18 protein-coding genes, 1 rRNA gene and 1 pseudogene are annotated in these 15,871 nt (G+C 34.1%); 15 read left to right on the top strand and 5 right to left on the bottom strand.

The features are described 5' to 3' along the window. Window positions 1–48: 48 nt before the first annotated feature. Window positions 49–1,290 (top strand): IS4 family transposase, encoded by a 1,242-nt coding sequence (locus ABWU28_RS06535; RefSeq protein ID WP_353275178.1) that lies wholly within the window; start codon window positions 49–51, stop codon window positions 1,288–1,290. A gap of 88 nt (window positions 1,291–1,378) precedes the next feature. Here ABWU28_RS06535 and ltrA read toward each other — a convergent pair whose 3' ends face one another. Both ltrA and ABWU28_RS06545 read right to left on the bottom strand, forming a co-directional pair. Then, window positions 1,379–2,680 carry a group II intron reverse transcriptase/maturase gene (gene ltrA, locus ABWU28_RS06540; RefSeq protein ID WP_353274935.1) on the bottom strand — a complete coding sequence of 434 codons (1,302 nt, stop codon included), beginning with the start codon at window positions 2,678–2,680 and terminating at the stop codon, window positions 1,379–1,381. Between the two features lie 26 nt (window positions 2,681–2,706). Next, complete coding sequence (locus ABWU28_RS06545; RefSeq protein ID WP_353274937.1) at window positions 2,707–3,093, bottom strand: hypothetical protein; 387 nt, start codon at window positions 3,091–3,093, stop codon at window positions 2,707–2,709. 82 nt (window positions 3,094–3,175) lie between these two features. Here ABWU28_RS06545 and ABWU28_RS06550 point away from each other — a divergent pair, with 82 nt between their 5' ends. Next, on the top strand, window positions 3,176–3,427 hold the full coding sequence (locus ABWU28_RS06550) for an IS4 family transposase (RefSeq protein WP_353275179.1): 252 nt from the start codon (window positions 3,176–3,178) through the stop codon (window positions 3,425–3,427). A gap of 8 nt (window positions 3,428–3,435) precedes the next feature. Here the strand turns inward: ABWU28_RS06550 and mutL are convergent. Continuing rightward, a pseudogene (gene mutL / locus ABWU28_RS06555) lies at window positions 3,436–3,810 on the bottom strand (DNA mismatch repair endonuclease MutL); the annotation flags it as partial. Beyond that, on the bottom strand, window positions 3,810–4,310 hold the full coding sequence (purE, locus tag ABWU28_RS06560) for a 5-(carboxyamino)imidazole ribonucleotide mutase (protein ID WP_007302433.1): 501 nt from the start codon (window positions 4,308–4,310) through the stop codon (window positions 3,810–3,812). The gene purE and the pseudogene mutL, both read right to left, overlap by 1 nt. Window positions 4,311–5,162: 852 nt before the next feature. Between purE and ABWU28_RS06565 the strand changes: the two genes are divergently transcribed. The 9 genes from ABWU28_RS06565 (at window position 5,163) to ABWU28_RS06605 (ending at window position 10,672) form a co-directional block, all read left to right on the top strand. Next, window positions 5,163–5,459 (top strand): helix-turn-helix domain-containing protein, encoded by a 297-nt coding sequence (locus ABWU28_RS06565; RefSeq protein WP_007302434.1) that lies wholly within the window; start codon window positions 5,163–5,165, stop codon window positions 5,457–5,459. Between the two features lie 60 nt (window positions 5,460–5,519). Then, window positions 5,520–5,912, top strand: a complete 393-nt coding sequence (rpoZ, locus tag ABWU28_RS06570) for a DNA-directed RNA polymerase subunit omega (RefSeq protein WP_007302435.1) — start codon at window positions 5,520–5,522, stop codon at window positions 5,910–5,912. A gap of 29 nt (window positions 5,913–5,941) precedes the next feature. Next, a complete protein-coding gene (locus tag ABWU28_RS06575) occupies window positions 5,942–6,187 on the top strand; it encodes a monovalent cation/H+ antiporter complex subunit F (protein ID WP_012481980.1) in 246 nt (81 codons plus the stop codon). A 6-nt stretch (window positions 6,188–6,193) separates the two neighbouring features. Next, window positions 6,194–6,466, top strand: a complete 273-nt coding sequence (gene mnhG, locus ABWU28_RS06580) for a monovalent cation/H(+) antiporter subunit G (protein WP_012481981.1) — start codon at window positions 6,194–6,196, stop codon at window positions 6,464–6,466. An 11-nt stretch (window positions 6,467–6,477) separates the two neighbouring features. Beyond that, entirely contained in the window at window positions 6,478–7,002 is a 525-nt protein-coding gene (locus ABWU28_RS06585) for a DUF4040 domain-containing protein (protein ID WP_010404272.1), read from the top strand. Further along, complete coding sequence (locus tag ABWU28_RS06590; protein ID WP_007302439.1) at window positions 6,995–7,414, top strand: Na(+)/H(+) antiporter subunit B; 420 nt, start codon at window positions 6,995–6,997, stop codon at window positions 7,412–7,414. Before ABWU28_RS06585 ends, ABWU28_RS06590 begins: the two co-directional genes overlap by 8 nt. Next, a complete protein-coding gene (locus ABWU28_RS06595; protein ID WP_052264668.1) occupies window positions 7,411–7,713 on the top strand; it encodes a cation:proton antiporter subunit C in 303 nt (100 codons plus the stop codon). Before ABWU28_RS06590 ends, ABWU28_RS06595 begins: the two co-directional genes overlap by 4 nt. A 139-nt stretch (window positions 7,714–7,852) precedes the next feature. Then, a complete protein-coding gene (gene rpoD, locus ABWU28_RS06600) occupies window positions 7,853–9,751 on the top strand; it encodes an RNA polymerase sigma factor RpoD (RefSeq protein ID WP_353275180.1) in 1,899 nt (632 codons plus the stop codon). Between the two features lie 777 nt (window positions 9,752–10,528). Continuing rightward, window positions 10,529–10,672, top strand: a complete 144-nt coding sequence (locus tag ABWU28_RS06605) for a hypothetical protein (RefSeq protein WP_007302443.1) — start codon at window positions 10,529–10,531, stop codon at window positions 10,670–10,672. Between the two features lie 708 nt (window positions 10,673–11,380). On the opposite strand, the gene ABWU28_RS06610 is transcribed toward ABWU28_RS06605, so the two are convergent. Next, complete coding sequence (locus ABWU28_RS06610; RefSeq protein WP_029237695.1) at window positions 11,381–11,998, bottom strand: hypothetical protein; 618 nt, start codon at window positions 11,996–11,998, stop codon at window positions 11,381–11,383. A gap of 153 nt (window positions 11,999–12,151) precedes the next feature. On the opposite strand from ABWU28_RS06610, the gene ABWU28_RS06615 reads away from it, so the two are divergent. From ABWU28_RS06615 to ABWU28_RS06630, 4 genes are all read left to right on the top strand, one after another. Beyond that, window positions 12,152–13,655, top strand: a 16S ribosomal RNA gene (locus tag ABWU28_RS06615). A 102-nt stretch (window positions 13,656–13,757) separates the two neighbouring features. Continuing rightward, window positions 13,758–14,135: a succinate dehydrogenase, cytochrome b556 subunit gene (gene sdhC, locus ABWU28_RS06620; RefSeq protein WP_353275181.1), complete on the top strand. Its 378-nt coding sequence runs from the start codon at window positions 13,758–13,760 to the stop codon at window positions 14,133–14,135. Further along, window positions 14,132–14,497, top strand: a complete 366-nt coding sequence (gene sdhD / locus ABWU28_RS06625) for a succinate dehydrogenase, hydrophobic membrane anchor protein (protein ID WP_353275182.1) — start codon at window positions 14,132–14,134, stop codon at window positions 14,495–14,497. The genes sdhC and sdhD overlap by 4 nt, the downstream gene beginning before the upstream one ends. Before the next feature lie 76 nt (window positions 14,498–14,573). Further along, window positions 14,574–15,797 (top strand): hypothetical protein, encoded by a 1,224-nt coding sequence (locus tag ABWU28_RS06630; protein ID WP_353275183.1) that lies wholly within the window; start codon window positions 14,574–14,576, stop codon window positions 15,795–15,797. Window positions 15,798–15,871: the final 74 nt, after the last annotated feature.

The raw sequence follows: 15,871 nt of genomic DNA on the forward strand, positions 1-15,871 counted from the left end.
CAAATAAAAAAGCGAGTAAAATGGATACCAAATAAATTTGGGATTAAAATGAGTGAAGTAAGTACAAATGTGCAATATACTGATGGCTTAGGGGATAAATGGCTGGAAAGAGAGTTAAAACACGTTAATTTAGGAGATACAAGACTTAATAAGAGACTTATTAAAACAGGCTATTGTATAGAGGGTAAGGCGTCTGGATCAATTAATCAAAGCTGTAGTGGATGGAAAGAAGCTAAGGGTGCATACAGATTATTTAGCAATGAAAAGCTTAAGGATAAGGAAATTTATTCTTCCCATTACAAAGAAACTATGGAGAGAATGAAAGGAAATCAGTTTGTTTTTTCAGTTCAAGATACAAGTTATTTGGATTTTGACTCTCATATAAAAACCAAGAGGCTAGGTAGTATTTCTAAAGCTTATACGAAGCATAAAATGGGTTTACTGTTGCACAGTGCCTTAATAGTCAGCAAAGACGGATTACCTTTAGGTCTATCTTCTCAACAATGTTGGGCACGTTCTATTAGGGAAAAAGAAACGTCACAAGAAAAAGCAAACAGGAAATACCGTACCTCCATAGAAGAAAAAGAAAGTTATAAGTGGATAACAGCTCTCAAAGAAAGCATAAACAACCTTCCTGCAAATGTACAACTTGTTACCCTTGGTGATAGAGAGGCAGATATCTTCAAATTTTTATGGATCACTGAGACATTAGGTAGTTTTTATGTAATCCGTAATCGAACTAATAGAAGATTTATCTGCACTGAAATTGGAAAAACAGATTTGCAAACACGCATCACTCAACTGCCAGTAAAGAAGAAAATTTCTCTAGAAGTTAATAAAGGTAGAAACCAAAGATCAAGGAAAGCTAATATTGAAGTTAAGTATATGAAAGGCTATATACCTATCAGATCTTCTTCAATTTATGGATCAAAAGACAGAGTGCATAAAATAAGTGATAAAATCCCTGTATATGTGGTAAGTGCAAAAGAAACAAATCCTCCTGAAGGATTGGAAGCTATTGATTGGACTTTGTTGACTAATGTACCAGTTAATAGCACTTTAGATGCTATAGAAAGGATAAATTGGTATAAGCTAAGATGGAAAATTGAGGAGTATTTCAGGGTTTTAAAATCAGGATGTAAAATAGAAAGCTCTCGTTTAACTACAAAGGAAAGGCTACAGAAATTAATTGCTATAAAGAGCATTATTGCATTTAAAATTTTATATTTAACAAAAGTCGCTTTATCAAATCCGTTCGGTAGAAGCTGTAGCTTTACTCCTCTCGTTTGAGTTTTATTACTACAACTCCCCCTAAAGAACCGTGCTTGCAGATTTCCCGCACACGGCTCATCAATATTAGTTTTCACAGTCGTCCCTCTTATGCATATAAAGAAAAATGTATTTTTGGCTTTGGTAATGGATTTACTTCTACGTAGTGTACAAACTGTTCCCAGGTCATACTCTTTTTCTGACTACGCCGATTTATCCATTTAAATGCTAGCTTTCTTACTGATGTGTAAAATTGTTTCAAACACCAATAATTTCCGCTAATACCAAAGTAGTTATAGTGTCCTGTTAATTTAGCCTTCAGTACTTGCCACCAAGCTTTAAGTCGAATACTTCCGCGGACTATTTTCAACCACTCCTTGATTTCTTTTAGTTTTCTGGCTAGATTTAACTTTGAGGTTTTATGTCCCATTATTAATCTACCACGACGACTTTTTGCACCATAGTGCGTAAACCCCAGAAAATTGAAACTTTCCGTCCTTCGTTTCTCTCTTATCGCTTGTTGCCACTCCCTCTTGCCAAACTTTACTACTCTGGTCTTGTTTTCAGATACTTCCAACCCAAATTTATTTAGCCTTTGTTTCAGTAATTCCAGAAATTCTTCCGCGTCTACCTTACTTTCGCAACAAACCACAAAATCGTCGCAAAACCTTATTAGTTGTATATATCCTCTGGATCTTGGTTTAAATTTCTTTTCTATCCATAAATCCAACACATAATGTAAGTATATATTTGCTAATACAGGACTTACTATACCACCTTGGGGTGTACCTTGTTTTGTTGCTTCATAATTTCCAGCTTCGACTATCCCTGCCTTGAGAAACCGCTTTACTAACCACCGCAAATTTGGGTCAGTTATTCGTTCCCTTAGACATCTCATTAGCCATTTATGCTGTATATTATCGTAGAACTTCTTGATATCCACTTCTACAATGTAGTTTATTGGCTTGTACATAACTGCTTTATCTAGTGCATTTACCGCTTGATGACAGTTTCTTCCAGGTCGAAATCCATATGAGCTGTCCAGAAAGTTTGCCTCGTAAATATTTTCTAGTATCTTCTTCAGCATAATCTGTACTAATTTATCCTCGGTCGATGGTATTCCGAGTCCGCGTTTCTCTTTACTTCCAGCTTTCGGTATATATACCCTCTTTACTGGTTGTGGTTGATATTGCTTCCTCTTCATACTTTCTACTAGCACTTCGAGTTTCTCATTCAGATTTTCTCCGTATGATTCCACTGTTATCTGGTCTACTCCACAAGCCTTGTTACGCTTCAGTTCTTTATAACATCTCGCAAGATTCTCTGTATTTATCAGATGGACTAACGATGTGAATTTTAGTCGCTTATCTTGCTTTGCTCTTACTGCTATCTGGTTTAGTTTATTTTGCATGTTATTCCAACCTCCGTTGTATTGGCCTAGCAATCCCTATTCCAGTTACTATATTGCTGATCGCTTCCCCTTGTACGTGGCTTTCCCACATTCTGAGTACTATCAATCAGTCCGACTTCCCCTGCATCTTCCGCTAGTTCTTGCCTTTGTTGACTTGTTCCAGCGTACCTTTGTAGGAATGCATAGGATCTCCCAAGTTCACTTGAAGTCCATTTCAATACATGGCACGGTCTCAGATCCCGATAGAGTGAGTGATAACTTGCCTTTACGCTATCCTTCATGCTGTCTTCCATGGCCATGAAAATGTCGACCTCTATGTCTTCAGGTATTTCGGAACTCAATCCCTTCACTTTCGTTGTACCCTGCATTGTCCATCCCACTAGCTCTATTACACTCGTTACCTCATGCAACATAGTGGTCTGTTCCAAACTGTTGGCTAGACTTTGTTTGTGTTGGATTTTCACCAACTGTTCTCCAAGCACTTCTTGGCGCACCATGGAAACCTGTACTAAAATTTTAAGCAATGAAGAGTGGAAGGCCCTTTTCATACGTGAGCATAAAGTAGCTACATTACCAGAAGAACCTCCAAACATAAAACAAGCTATTATTTGGTTAGGAAAATTAGGTGGATTTATGAATAGAAAAAGTGATAATTTACCAGGGGCTATGACTCTATGGCGGGGCTATGAAAATCTTAAGGAGAGCATAGTTATGCTTCACATCATGACCTCTCAAAATTGTGGGTAAAAGTGAGCCTCATACCTTATAGACCATGCTTGATCTGCTTTGCTTGCCTTAGATGATAATTTTATTCTGCTTACTGCTGCAATTGAAGGCAAAGCTTCTCCTCTAAAGCCAAGATGCTTGATCTCTATCAATTCACTGTCACTCAATTTTGAAGTAGCATGGCGCATAAACGCAAGTTCTAAATCATCCTTTTTTACTCCGCTACCATCATCGATTACAGTAATGAGGTTACGCCCACCACTTTCTATCTTAATTTCTATCTCTGAGCTTCTGGCATCTATTGCATTTTCCACTAATTCCTTTACCACACTTGCAGGCCTTTCTATTACCTCTCCTGCTGCTATACGATTTATGGTTTTTGTATCTAAAAGAACTATTGCCATTATAATGTTGGTTTTTCTTTTACTGCTTTAGTTTGCCCCTCTCTCCATTTTTTTAATCTATCTGCAATTTCACTATTAGAAATCGACAATATAGATGCAGCAGTAATAGCGGCATTGCATGCTCCACTCTCTCCTATAGACATTGTTGCAACTGGAACACCTTTTGGCATCTGCACTATAGATAATAGACTATCTAGCCCATTTAATTGCTTGCTATGCACAGGAATACCGATAACAGGTAAATAAGTAAGCGATGCAGTCATACCAGGTAAATGAGCCGCTCCTCCTGCACCAGCTATAATAACCTTAAAGCCTTTTTCTTGAGCAGACTTAGTAAAATTAAAGAGTCTCTCTGGTGTTCTGTGTGCGGATATTATAAATACATCATGTGAAATTTCCAATTCTTTTAATAGGTTAATAGCATGCACCATAGTGCCATAATCCGACTCGCTTCCCATAATTACAGCAACATCCTTTTTCATTTTTTCTGTATTAGACATGATTTTATTTACTAACCAAATAGTATTTCAGAAGCAACAGATATTTAAATTAAATTACGAATATGATATAGCATTCTTATTAAATAGAAACTTTAAAAATTGAAATGAATCCCTATATTAAAATATAGAGGTATAAATTTCGGATATAAGGGTCTATTCATAATCTTTTTAGAAGCAAAGCGGTGGAAGCAAGAAGACGATTTGTAAGCTAGTATTGAATTTTGCTTATCACAATTGTCTACACTTTTCTATAAGAGTATTAGAGACTTACCTTTTGACAATACGGCAAAGATTTCTACAGTTACATCCTTTTATTTGTTTCTTTGCAATTACTTTTTTATATATATTTCAAAACACTTTCTTTACTTCCGCTATGTTTTTTACTTCATTTATTAAAATAATCTTGCCATTTTGAAAACATTGTTGATTCACTGAAGCCACTTTTTAGGACCTGTAACACTATGTAAAATATATCCTAAATCTTCTTGATTTTGTTTCTTTCTACAGAACTCTACTCAGTTTTTCTCCTACTCATCTTGCTCTGTTTCCATAATTTACATACTCTATCTCCGGTTTATTCCTTTCTTGAGATCATGTACAGTCTCTAAAACGAGTTTGTAAAATGATTATTTCTGTATTTTAAACTTTGCAATTTCAACTTATTCTCTTTAATAGTAAGTTTTTTACAAAATAATAGTTTGAAATTACTAGTATTTTGATAAAAATTATAGTCAATTTAAAATTTTGAGTATCAGATAGTTATTGACAAGTTATATACTATTAATATATTGGTATATTAAATATTATGATATAATATTTAATAAAGCTAGTTGGTATGTGAGAGTAAAAATTATGGAAACAATATCATTAAACAATCTGGATAGTGAAGCAATAAAAAAAAAATTGCTGAGCATAATAAGTAAAATTATAGGAAAAAATACTTGGACTCAAGCTTGTGCGGCTGAGAAACTTGGTATTGATCAACCAAAGGTGTCACAAATTAAAAGTGGTAAGATAAGTGGTTTTTCTTTAGAGAGACTGTTAGGTTTTTTGAAAAAGCTTGATCATGAGATAACAATTACAATAACAGAAAATCAATCAGTAAAAGCTAAAGAAGAAAAAGTAGAATGTAGAATTGGATCTCAATAGATCTGAAGTTGACATCTTATTTTTTGTGATATAGTATAAAGCTTATCAAGGTGGTATTTTATGGTTGAGTCTATTGTAGAAAAGTGTGTAGAACAGGTACACAACCGTTTTAAATTGGTTCTGCTAGCAAGTCAAAGAACGCATGATTTGAGTACAGGGGCAAGCGATCCCGTTGAAATGGTTAAGTTTAAAGATCATAAGGATACGATAGTTTCTTTATATGAAATAGCAGAAAAGAAGGTGAATACTCATGAGTTGTTTAACCTTTTGGTGAAAAGGTGCAAGGAGCACATGAAAGGAAACACAGATAATACTTATATTAATAGTCCAAGTAAGCTAGCAAATTTGTTAAATTTTTCTGATCATCAACTTAACACAAGTCTGGATGTAAGTCAAGAAAGCCACGATGATGAAATAGATGATCAAGATAGTGGTGAAGAAGTACCGATTTAGAAATCTACAGAGGTTATAATAGTTTATAAATGATTAGTATTGCTATCTATGTGCTTTTGTTCTGTATGAGTGTAATGTTATGTTGTATAGTATTTAGGTCAAGTGACGTTTACAATAAGATTTTAGCATTCAATAATTTATCAACACAATTAGTTTTACTCATAACAGCAATATCGATTGTTCTGAATGATTTTTTTTTAATTGATATAGCATTACTATATGCTAGCATCAGCTTTATATCAACTATAGCGCTAATGAGATTAATGTTGTTTTGATAATTTATGGTAGCATCCATTCTCATATTTTTAGGTGTTTGTTTAATAGTCATTTCAAGCGTAGGAGTAGTAGTATTTCCTGATTTCTATACTAGACTACATGCTGCAGGTATTGCAGATTCTAGTGGCGCAATGTTGTTGTTGATTGGTTTTGCTTGGCAAAATGAATTTTCAATCAATACTATTAAAGTTATATTATTGATTTTTATAATATGGATAGCCAATTCAACTAACAGTTATATTTTAGCGCGTACTTATTATAAAAGTAAAGACTATTAAAGAAGGTTAAGATGCTAGAAATACTGAATCTAATATTACTTTTGCTGTTACTCACGGTTACAGTTTTTATAGTTCTTTCGAAACATTTGGTTGTAAGTGCTGTTCTAATGTGTGTATTTAGTTCACTTATTGCACTTATGTACTTGATTATGAATGCGCCAGATGTTGCAATTACTGAAGCTTCTGTTGGTGCAGGATTGAGCACAGTCTTTACGTTTGCAGCACTCTCTTTGGTAAAGAATTACAAAGCAAATTTATCTCATAGCCCCACAACACTTTTTTTTATGTTATTTTTGACTGCATGTTTATCATACTTTATGATTCAATTACCAGATTTTGGCAGTCATAATGCTCCAGTTCACTTGCACGTTGCTCCTTATTATGTAGAAAATACTGAAAAAGCTATTGGTATTCCTAATATAGTGACAGCTGTTTTAGCAAGCTTTCGTGGCTATGACACATTTGGAGAAACTATAGTAGTTTTTACTGCTGCACTTTGTATAATGTTAATATTAGAAGAGAAAGAAAGTGATTAAAGATCCGGTATTAAGTGCAGTAACATTTTTGATGATACCTTTTATCATTTTTTTTGGTTTATACATACAGTTTCATGGTGACTATACTCCAGGTGGAGGTTTTCAGGCGGGAATAATTATTGCTTCTGGGATAATATTATATTCTATGTTATTTGATATACCTACAACTTTAAAAGCAATACCTTACTCTATTATCAAATTTACTAACGTACTAGGTATTTTAACCTATGGAGGAGCTGGTATTATAACAGTTTTATTTGGCCAAAATTTTTTATCCTATAGTATATTGTCAGCTGATAGTAGAACAGGTCAAAAATTGGGTATTTTCTTAGTGGAGCTGGGTGTATTGCTTACCGTCTCTTCTTCCATGTTAATCATATATATAAATTTTGCTCGCAAGAAAAAACAATGACTCTATATAATTATGTAGGCATTACTATATTAATGGTGCTAGCTTTCTATATCATTGTAAATGATAAAAACTTAATCAAAAAAATGATGGGATTAAGTGTCTTACAATCATCTGTTTTGTTGTTTTACATATCTTTAGGGTATGTAAAAAATTCTTTACCTCCTATATTGACTTCAAATTTTCACTTATATACCAATCCTATACCTCACGTCTTAATGCTTACTGCTATAGTGGTTGGAATTGCAACATTTTCAGTTGGATTGTCCATATTAGTAAGAATAGAGAGATTAGTTGATTAAGAAGAATGTGAATAAATTGATAGTATCTTAAACTATATGAAGTAGCAAGTAACTATAAATTAAGAATAAAACTATAAGCTTGCTAATTGTAAGTTTATTTGATAAATAAGAAATAAAATTATAAACTGTAAAGGTAATGATGTCAACTATTAATGGTACGGAAGATAGGAAAAAGATCATCAAAGATCTTGTAACCAAAAGTATAAGAAAGGGCGGTTTTATCACTTTTGATGATATAAATGATAAGTTGTCAGATGAAAATTTTTCAACTGATTTTATAGATGACACTATAGCTTTATTGCAAGACTCTGGAATTAACATACTCGAAAGTAGTGAAGATGAGGAAGAAGCTCCTTCTAATAATGATGGTAATAAGCTTGATGATGATGAGACATCGTTGAATACTACTACAACTTTAGTGCAAAACGATGATCCAGTAAGGATGTATTTACAGGATATGAGCTCTGTAAAGCTTTTGTCACGAGCAGATGAAATTAAGATAGCAAAAAAAATTGAATCTGAAAAGCATAACATGTTACGTGCAATAATTGAAACATCAGTGGCATTCAAAATAATCAAAACATGGCGTGATGATTTAAGTGGTGGAACTTTTTTACTGAGAGAAATTATAAATCTGGATGCAATTTATAACTCTGATTTCAATATGGTAGACAAAGAAGAAAGTGAAGCTGAAGATGTTAGAGATTGTGTTAATGATGAGGAAAAAGGTAATGATGAAAAGGGAAATGAGAGTGAAGACATAAGTTCAGCTAACTTAAATATTTCTGTTCTTGAAATGGAAAGTGATTTATTGCCAAAGGTTATCACGGCATTGGATGAGATCATTGCTTTAACAAATGAAGCATTGGTATTGAAAAAAAATTCTAAAGATTTCTCTAATGAGCTAGAAAATTTATATAATCAAATATGGTCTGTAGCATTACAAATTCAGTTTAGTGATGCTGCTATTACCAGAATTACACAAAAACTTTACGAAATAAATAGACTAATCACGTTTGAAGAAGCTAATCTTATTACTGAAGCTAGAAAGTACGATATTGATAGAGAAAGTTTTTATAATGTTTATGATGATGTGCTTTTAGAGCACGAGTTTAGTGAAATAAGTTTTCTCAAGATTAATGAAAATCAATCTCTTTTTACAGGTGAATTAAAAAATAAATTCTTAAGGTTTATAAACGATAGCTGTGAGTATATAGCTAGTGCCTTAAGCAATATTAAGAGTTATGTACAAGGAGATAGAGTTCAGGAGTTTAAGAAGGTAATCAAGAGAATACAGAAACATGAACAAGAAGTCTCTCAAGCAAAGCAAGAAATGATTAAGGCTAATTTAAGGCTGGTGGTTTCGATTGCTAAAAAGTATTCAAAAAGAGGCCTTGATCTGCTTGATTTGATACAAGAAGGTAATATTGGTCTTATGAAGGCTGTGGATAAGTTTGATTACAAACGTGGGTATAAATTTTCGACTTATGGTACTTGGTGGGTAAAACAATCAATCACTAGGGCAATACCTGAACAGTCTAAAGTAGTTAGAATACCAGTACATATGGTGGAAATTATCAGTAAAATCAACAAAGCATTAAGAAAGATGACTCATGAAATGGGTAGAGAGCCTACATTAGAGGAATTGAGTATAGAATTGGCGATGTCGCTAGAAAGAATACGCAAAGTTATGAAGATAGCAAGAGATCCGGTAAGTCTTGAAGCTCCAACAGGAAAGGATGATAGTAGTACCTTCGGTGATTGTATAGAAGATAAGCGAGTTTCTAAACCAGAGGATGCTGCAATACTTGCCGACTTGCGTGGTATTACGACCAATGTTCTTGCAACTTTAACACCAAAAGAAGAAAGAATTCTAAGGATGCGCTTTGGCCTTGGTAAAGATGGAAAGGAGCATACCTTAGAAGAAGTAGGAAAAATTTTTAATGTTACACGTGAAAGAATTAGGCAAATAGAGGCAAAAGCACTACGTAAGTTGAAACATCCAAGCCGTGCTAAAAAACTTAGAGGTTTCTTTTAAGGCAGAAGGGCTGCTCAAAAAATAGGTAAAATTCAGCCAAAGTTCTATAATTTCACCCTATTTTTCTTTTTTTATAGGCTTTATAGAGCAGTATGATTAGATATTGAATGTTATGGCAAATAAAAATAATAACTCTAATTCAAAGTGTAAAAATTTTTGTGTTCTGGGTGATAGTTTATCTGATAATGGTGTAATTATTGAAATTTTAATAACTTATCCTTTGTAAGAAACGTGAAACTTAATGCCCCTTTTTATTAAGGAGGATTTTTAGCAATGGCCTTACTGTTGTTGAATATGTATCAAAGTATTTAGGTTTAGAAGAATTTAAGTCATCATGGAGATGCTCATTTTTTGATCGATACTATGAACAGCAAGGTCATAACTATGCGATTTTATATGCAACAGCATCTGAAATTCTTAACCCTATTTTTTCTTATTTCCTCAATAAATTTCGTTTAGCTGATTAACTAAACGCAGTAATTAAACATCATCCAGACGTAGGTAAAGGAGATTTTATTTTTCATTATAATCGAGGAAATAATATTATGGGTGCCACTGCTTATAACAATGTTAAAGCAGAAAAAGTATTGAAATAAAGCGGTTAGTGAAATATGTAATGCATTTGGTTCTAAATGAATATGGTGTAAAGCATGTGATTGTTGCAAATGTGACTGAGGTTGGTTTGATACTAGCTTTAATAAAGACGAAAAGCAAGAGAGCTGGCTGCAACAGCTTACACAGAGTTTTAATACAAAATTAGCTAATAATTTAGATTATATGAAGAAAGGTGCAGATCTTGAAATAAAAGCATTCGATCTTAACTCTAAAATGAAAAGTATGCTTGGTAAATATAAGAGCAAAGGGTTAAATGATCGAGATGCATACCTATCAAACATCGTAGACCAGTTTAGGGTAGGGTGATTTGGAAAAAGTATAAAGATACTCTTGTTGATATTTAAAGGAAGGCTTGATACTTACTATAATTCTGGATGCAGCACAGAAATACTAAAGGATTATTTCTTTTTTGATTATTTTTATCCAACTGCAGAACCTTGTTGTGAAGTTGGTAATGAAATGTATGAGTTGATAAAAAATTAGATTTCTTTTAAACATCTTTACGGTTTGTAGTAACTATCTGCGTAGCTGAATGGTAAAGGGAGGGGGGTAAACAAAATAATCTAAAATATAGAGAAAATACAACGGTGCTTGATACATACTATTGCGATTTTATCCTCTTTTTGTCATTTTAGTGCTAGAATGACATTCTGCTAGTGAAGTTTATTCTTTGATATATTAACTATAAATATAGAGAAGTCTTACTAAATAAAAAGGTAAAAGGAACCTCTGAGTAGTGAAATTTTGACTCTATATTGCTGTAAGTGGTGCTGTAATAATGTTCTAACAAGCGCGACTTGGCTGAATATAGAAAAAATTTAAAAAACCGCTATAATTTTATGTAATCTACCAATAAACACCTAAGTTTTTACTGGATTTTGTGATTGATCCTACAGTCAAAAACAAATTTTGAGTCATAAATACTTTTAGTGCCATAATAAAATAGGGAGGTTTGTCAAGTAAAGTTCTTTATTTCATTAGATGCGCTGCCAAATTGTTATGCAAGCAAGTTTTTTAGTTTTCGTATATCCGAAGTAATTCTTGTGCATTGGCCTTGATTAGAGTCGGACATTCTCTATCATTTAATAATGAATGCAATATTTCAATTGCACCTTTAATGTCGTTACTGTGTATCTTTACTATAGCGATAGCTTCTTGGCTTGAATAAGGGTACACTGCATTTGATTCTAAATTACTAATTTTATCTCTATTTGTTTTTTCACCGCTGGAGTGAAGTAAGCTCATTACTTCTAAGTATTGTGCTAACTCACGCAAAACATCAGGAGCATCTTTATCGTCTGCCAAATCATTATAAATAATAGATGCTGTGTCTGTTGGCATTGAATCTGAGATATGATTGAATGCGCGTTCAAAATTTGCTAAATACTCCCAATTTGAATCTATTTCTTCTAGCAGTGACTTATTATCTTTTTTTAAGAATAATACTTCGTAAAACTTGTCACCTGCAGTTATAGATTGTTTTGTGTTATCAATGTTGCGCAATAAGTATAATGTGATGCCAACTAACATTGGCGCGAGTGCAAGCAGAAAGATGTATTTTTTCATGGTAATATTCCAAATAGTTATATATTTATACATTAATGCTTTTGATTTGCAAAAACATATTGACATAGTGATTATATCACATAATAATATTCTTAGAGTTGTTTGAATAGTTGGAGATTAAAATATTTCTAAAGTAGAAATAAAGACAGCAGTATTAAGCTAAATTATTTCTTGTCGGATTTATCCGATGTACCCTCAACCTTTTATAGGTTGAAGTCTAAATTTGAGAGTTTGATCCTGGCTCAGAATGAACGCTGGCGGCAGGCCTAACACATGCAAGTCGAACGGAGTTATATTGTAGCTTGCTATGGTATAACTTAGTGGCAGACGGGTGAGTAATGTATAGGAATCTACCTAGTAGTATGGAATAATTGTTGGAAACGGCAACTAATACCGTATACGCCCTACGGGGGAAAAATTTATTGCTATTGGATGAGCCTATATTAGATTAGCTAGTTGGTGGAGTAATAGCCTACCAAGGCAATGATCTATAGCTGATCTGAGAGGATGATCAGCCACACTGGAACTGAGATACGGTCCAGACTCCTACGGGAGGCAGCAGTGGGGAATATTGGACAATGGGCGAAAGCCTGATCCAGCCATGCCGCATGAGTGAAGAAGGCCTTTGGGTTGTAAAGCTCTTTTAGTGAGGAAGATAATGACGGTACTCACAGAAGAAGTCCTGGCTAACTCCGTGCCAGCAGCCGCGGTAATACGGAGAGGGCTAGCGTTATTCGGAATTATTGGGCGTAAAGGGCGCGTAGGCTGGTTAATAAGTTAAAAGTGAAATCCCGAGGCTTAACCTTGGAATTGCTTTTAAAACTATTAATCTAGAGATTGAAAGAGGATAGAGGAATTCCTGATGTAGAGGTAAAATTCGTAAATATTAGGAGGAACACCAGTGGCGAAGGCGTCTATCTGGTTCAAATCTGACGCTGAAGCGCGAAGGCGTGGGGAGCAAACAGGATTAGATACCCTGGTAGTCCACGCTGTAAACGATGAATGTTAAATATGGGAAGTTTACTTTCTGTATTACAGCTAACGCGTTAAACATTCCGCCTGGGGACTACGGTCGCAAGATTAAAACTCAAAGGAATTGACGGGGACCCGCACAAGCGGTGGAGCATGTGGTTTAATTCGATGCAACGCGAAAAACCTTACCACTTCTTGACATGGAAATCATACCTATTCGAAGGGATAGGGTCGGTTCGGCCGGATTTTACACAAGTGTTGCATGGCTGTCGTCAGCTCGTGTCGTGAGATGTTGGGTTAAGTCCCGCAACGAGCGCAACCCTCATCCTTAGTTGCTATCAGGTAATGCTGAGTACTTTAAGGAAACTGCCAGTGATAAGCTGGAGGAAGGTGGGGATGATGTCAAGTCATCATGGCCTTTATGGAGTGGGCTACACACGTGCTACAATGGTGTCTACAATGGGCTGCAAGGTGCGCAAGCCTAAGCTAATCCCTAAAAGACATCTCAGTTCGGATTGTACTCTGCAACTCGAGTACATGAAGTTGGAATCGCTAGTAATCGTGGATCAGCATGCCACGGTGAATACGTTCTCGGGTCTTGTACACACTGCCCGTCACGCCATGGGAATTGGTTTCACTCGAAGCTAATGGCCTAACCGCAAGGAAGGAGTTATTTAAAGTGGGATCAGTGACTGGGGTGAAGTCGTAACAAGGTAGCAGTAGGGGAATCTGCAGCTGGATTACCTCCTTAGGCTTTGTACGTAATTCACCATTTCAAATAATAGTGTCATTATGTACTATACTGCTGTCTTTACTTCTACTTTATTTTTTAATTTCTCGATAACGAAATTTTATGAGTAACAGGCCTCTTTCCCCACATTTACAAATATATAAAGTCCAAGTTACTAGTTTTTTTTCTATCATGCATAGATTGACTGGTATCTTGCTATTTCTTTTATTAATCATACTTTCTTGGTATTTTATATTATATGTTTACTCCCCTAAGTTAATTATAGTAAGGTGCTTAAATGCATTATTGTTCACTCCTGTTGCTAAATTAGCTTATATCTTATGCTTTGTAAGCTTTATGTATCATTTTCTTAATGGTATTCGTCATTTATTGTGGGATGCTGGGCTTAATTTAGAAATTGCTAGTGTTTTAAAAAGTGCTATGTTACTAACAATAATGCTATTTCTTTCTACTATTGCTTTTTTATTTATATTTATATGAGTCAATCTTTAAATTCAGTACATCATTGGTGGATCCAGCGTGTTTCTGCGGTGATTTTGTTATTTTTATTTCCTTGGTTTATTTACTCATTTTCTTGCACATTTTATGTTGATAGCCCTTTATCTTTTAATGAAAAATTATTTCAGGCTATTAATCATCCACTAGAGCTTTTGTTTTTTGTTATACTAGTGTTTTGCATTTTTTGGCATGCAGTTCTTGGAATGCAGGTAGTGTGTGAAGATTATATAGACAGCGTACCTCTAAGGATTTTTACAATTACATGCATGAAATACTTATCAAGCATTACTTATATAGTCCTTGCTTTTACGACTTTTTTCTTTTATAGGCATATTTTCTTGTAAAGTTGCCAGTTCTATGTTAATATATTATTAGTGTACTAGTTTTATTATTGAACTATAGCGATTTTGGTTTAGCAATATGTTAGAGACATTGAAAAAGTGGGGAATAGACCTTACGCTAAAGGTGAAGGATCTATTTAGTTCATCTGAGTCTCAAGTTTATGTCAAAGACCTTAGAAAGGTAATGATATATGAGGATGGACGAAAGTGTCAATATCCAAAAAATTATGATCAGATTGTAGATTCTGGGAGAGTTGTAAAAAAAAATGACAAGCTTGTAAAAGATAAAGACGGAAATCCAGAGTACCAGCTTATATATAATGAATACAAATTTGATCTAGCCTTGGTTAAGGAAATTGATAAAAAATCTTACTTTACTATTGACTTTTTAGTTAGTAAAGGTAGGCGTGAGGTTAATGATTATAGTAAATTTTATAATCCATTTAAGTTTTCAAAAATAGATCTTGAAAAACACTTGCCGATCTTTGAGGTTGATACTAAGTTACTTAGATTAACTAATTCTTCTTTTCTTGCTAAAAAAGGTTGCTTCATCAATGATGAAACGGGAGAAGTTGATGAGAAAGATAGAGATGAAAAAGGAAGAAATGGAAAATTACTATACGCTAGTGATTACAAGAAGCTAAGCACCCATTTTTCAGAAATTAGAGATCAGGATGGTAATCTAGAGCTAGATAAAAGTCTTATATCTGTTCCTATTGTTTTTGCTGCGGGTTTAGCTAAGATTTGTGCTAGAATGCTGACTTTCATTCCTATGAAATTAGGAGAGAATTTGATAGCTAGAAAAAATCGAGTTGCAAAATCTTTTGGTTATCTTTTTTTCACTCCTGCAGTGGTAGTAAAAAATTTAGTAAATATGGGAGCTACAATACTTAAGGTTCCAATTTTATTATTTGTAGCAAATGAGAAAAAGTATGGTGATGCTTATCTTACTATGTGGAAACACCAATTGAAAGAATGTTGGAAAGAAGTAAAAAGCGACTTTAATGTTGTTACAAATGGGGAAAGGCCAAAGCCGAAGCAGAAGGATCATAAGCCACTTAGCATAGCGGGTACATGGAAAGAGCTTAACGCTAGAAAATCGGATATTGAAAAAGACTTGGAGAAGGGTTTGAGCAAAAGTAGTGAAAGTATAGATAAATCTAGAAAATCAGGAATTGGAGAAGAATTAAAGGGGAAGTTGCAAAACAAAACTGAAGCCGTTAATCAAAAAAGCAACACTCCTCATATTGATAGAGAGAGAGAAAGAAGACAAGATTCATCACGAAATGTAGGGATTCCATAATGCTCGTAGTCAACCATCACTTTAAATTACTTTTTACTTTAATCATCTCACAATAAAAACTTGCATGCATTTTG

This window comes from Wolbachia endosymbiont (group B) of Pilophorus perplexus, from assembly GCF_964028155.1.
In the GTDB taxonomy this organism is placed as follows: Bacteria; Pseudomonadota; Alphaproteobacteria; order Rickettsiales; family Anaplasmataceae; genus Wolbachia.

Coding starts and splice junctions, on each gene's coding strand:
- ABWU28_RS06535 (WP_353275178.1), top strand. CDS start 49: ATGAGTGAAGTAAGTACAAATGTGCAATATACTGATGGCTTAGGGGAT.
- ltrA (WP_353274935.1), bottom strand. CDS start 2,680: ATGCAAAATAAACTAAACCAGATAGCAGTAAGAGCAAAGCAAGATAAG.
- ABWU28_RS06545 (WP_353274937.1), bottom strand. CDS start 3,093: ATGTTGCATGAGGTAACGAGTGTAATAGAGCTAGTGGGATGGACAATG.
- ABWU28_RS06550 (WP_353275179.1), top strand. CDS start 3,176: ATGGAAACCTGTACTAAAATTTTAAGCAATGAAGAGTGGAAGGCCCTT.
- purE (WP_007302433.1), bottom strand. CDS start 4,310: ATGTCTAATACAGAAAAAATGAAAAAGGATGTTGCTGTAATTATGGGA.
- ABWU28_RS06565 (WP_007302434.1), top strand. CDS start 5,163: ATGGAAACAATATCATTAAACAATCTGGATAGTGAAGCAATAAAAAAA.
- rpoZ (WP_007302435.1), top strand. CDS start 5,520: ATGGTTGAGTCTATTGTAGAAAAGTGTGTAGAACAGGTACACAACCGT.
- ABWU28_RS06575 (WP_012481980.1), top strand. CDS start 5,942: ATGATTAGTATTGCTATCTATGTGCTTTTGTTCTGTATGAGTGTAATG.
- mnhG (WP_012481981.1), top strand. CDS start 6,194: ATGGTAGCATCCATTCTCATATTTTTAGGTGTTTGTTTAATAGTCATT.
- ABWU28_RS06585 (WP_010404272.1), top strand. CDS start 6,478: ATGCTAGAAATACTGAATCTAATATTACTTTTGCTGTTACTCACGGTT.
- ABWU28_RS06595 (WP_052264668.1), top strand. CDS start 7,411: ATGACTCTATATAATTATGTAGGCATTACTATATTAATGGTGCTAGCT.
- rpoD (WP_353275180.1), top strand. CDS start 7,853: ATGTCAACTATTAATGGTACGGAAGATAGGAAAAAGATCATCAAAGAT.
- ABWU28_RS06605 (WP_007302443.1), top strand. CDS start 10,529: ATGAAGAAAGGTGCAGATCTTGAAATAAAAGCATTCGATCTTAACTCT.
- ABWU28_RS06610 (WP_029237695.1), bottom strand. CDS start 11,998: ATGTCAATATGTTTTTGCAAATCAAAAGCATTAATGTATAAATATATA.
- sdhC (WP_353275181.1), top strand. CDS start 13,758: ATGAGTAACAGGCCTCTTTCCCCACATTTACAAATATATAAAGTCCAA.
- sdhD (WP_353275182.1), top strand. CDS start 14,132: ATGAGTCAATCTTTAAATTCAGTACATCATTGGTGGATCCAGCGTGTT.
- ABWU28_RS06630 (WP_353275183.1), top strand. CDS start 14,574: ATGTTAGAGACATTGAAAAAGTGGGGAATAGACCTTACGCTAAAGGTG.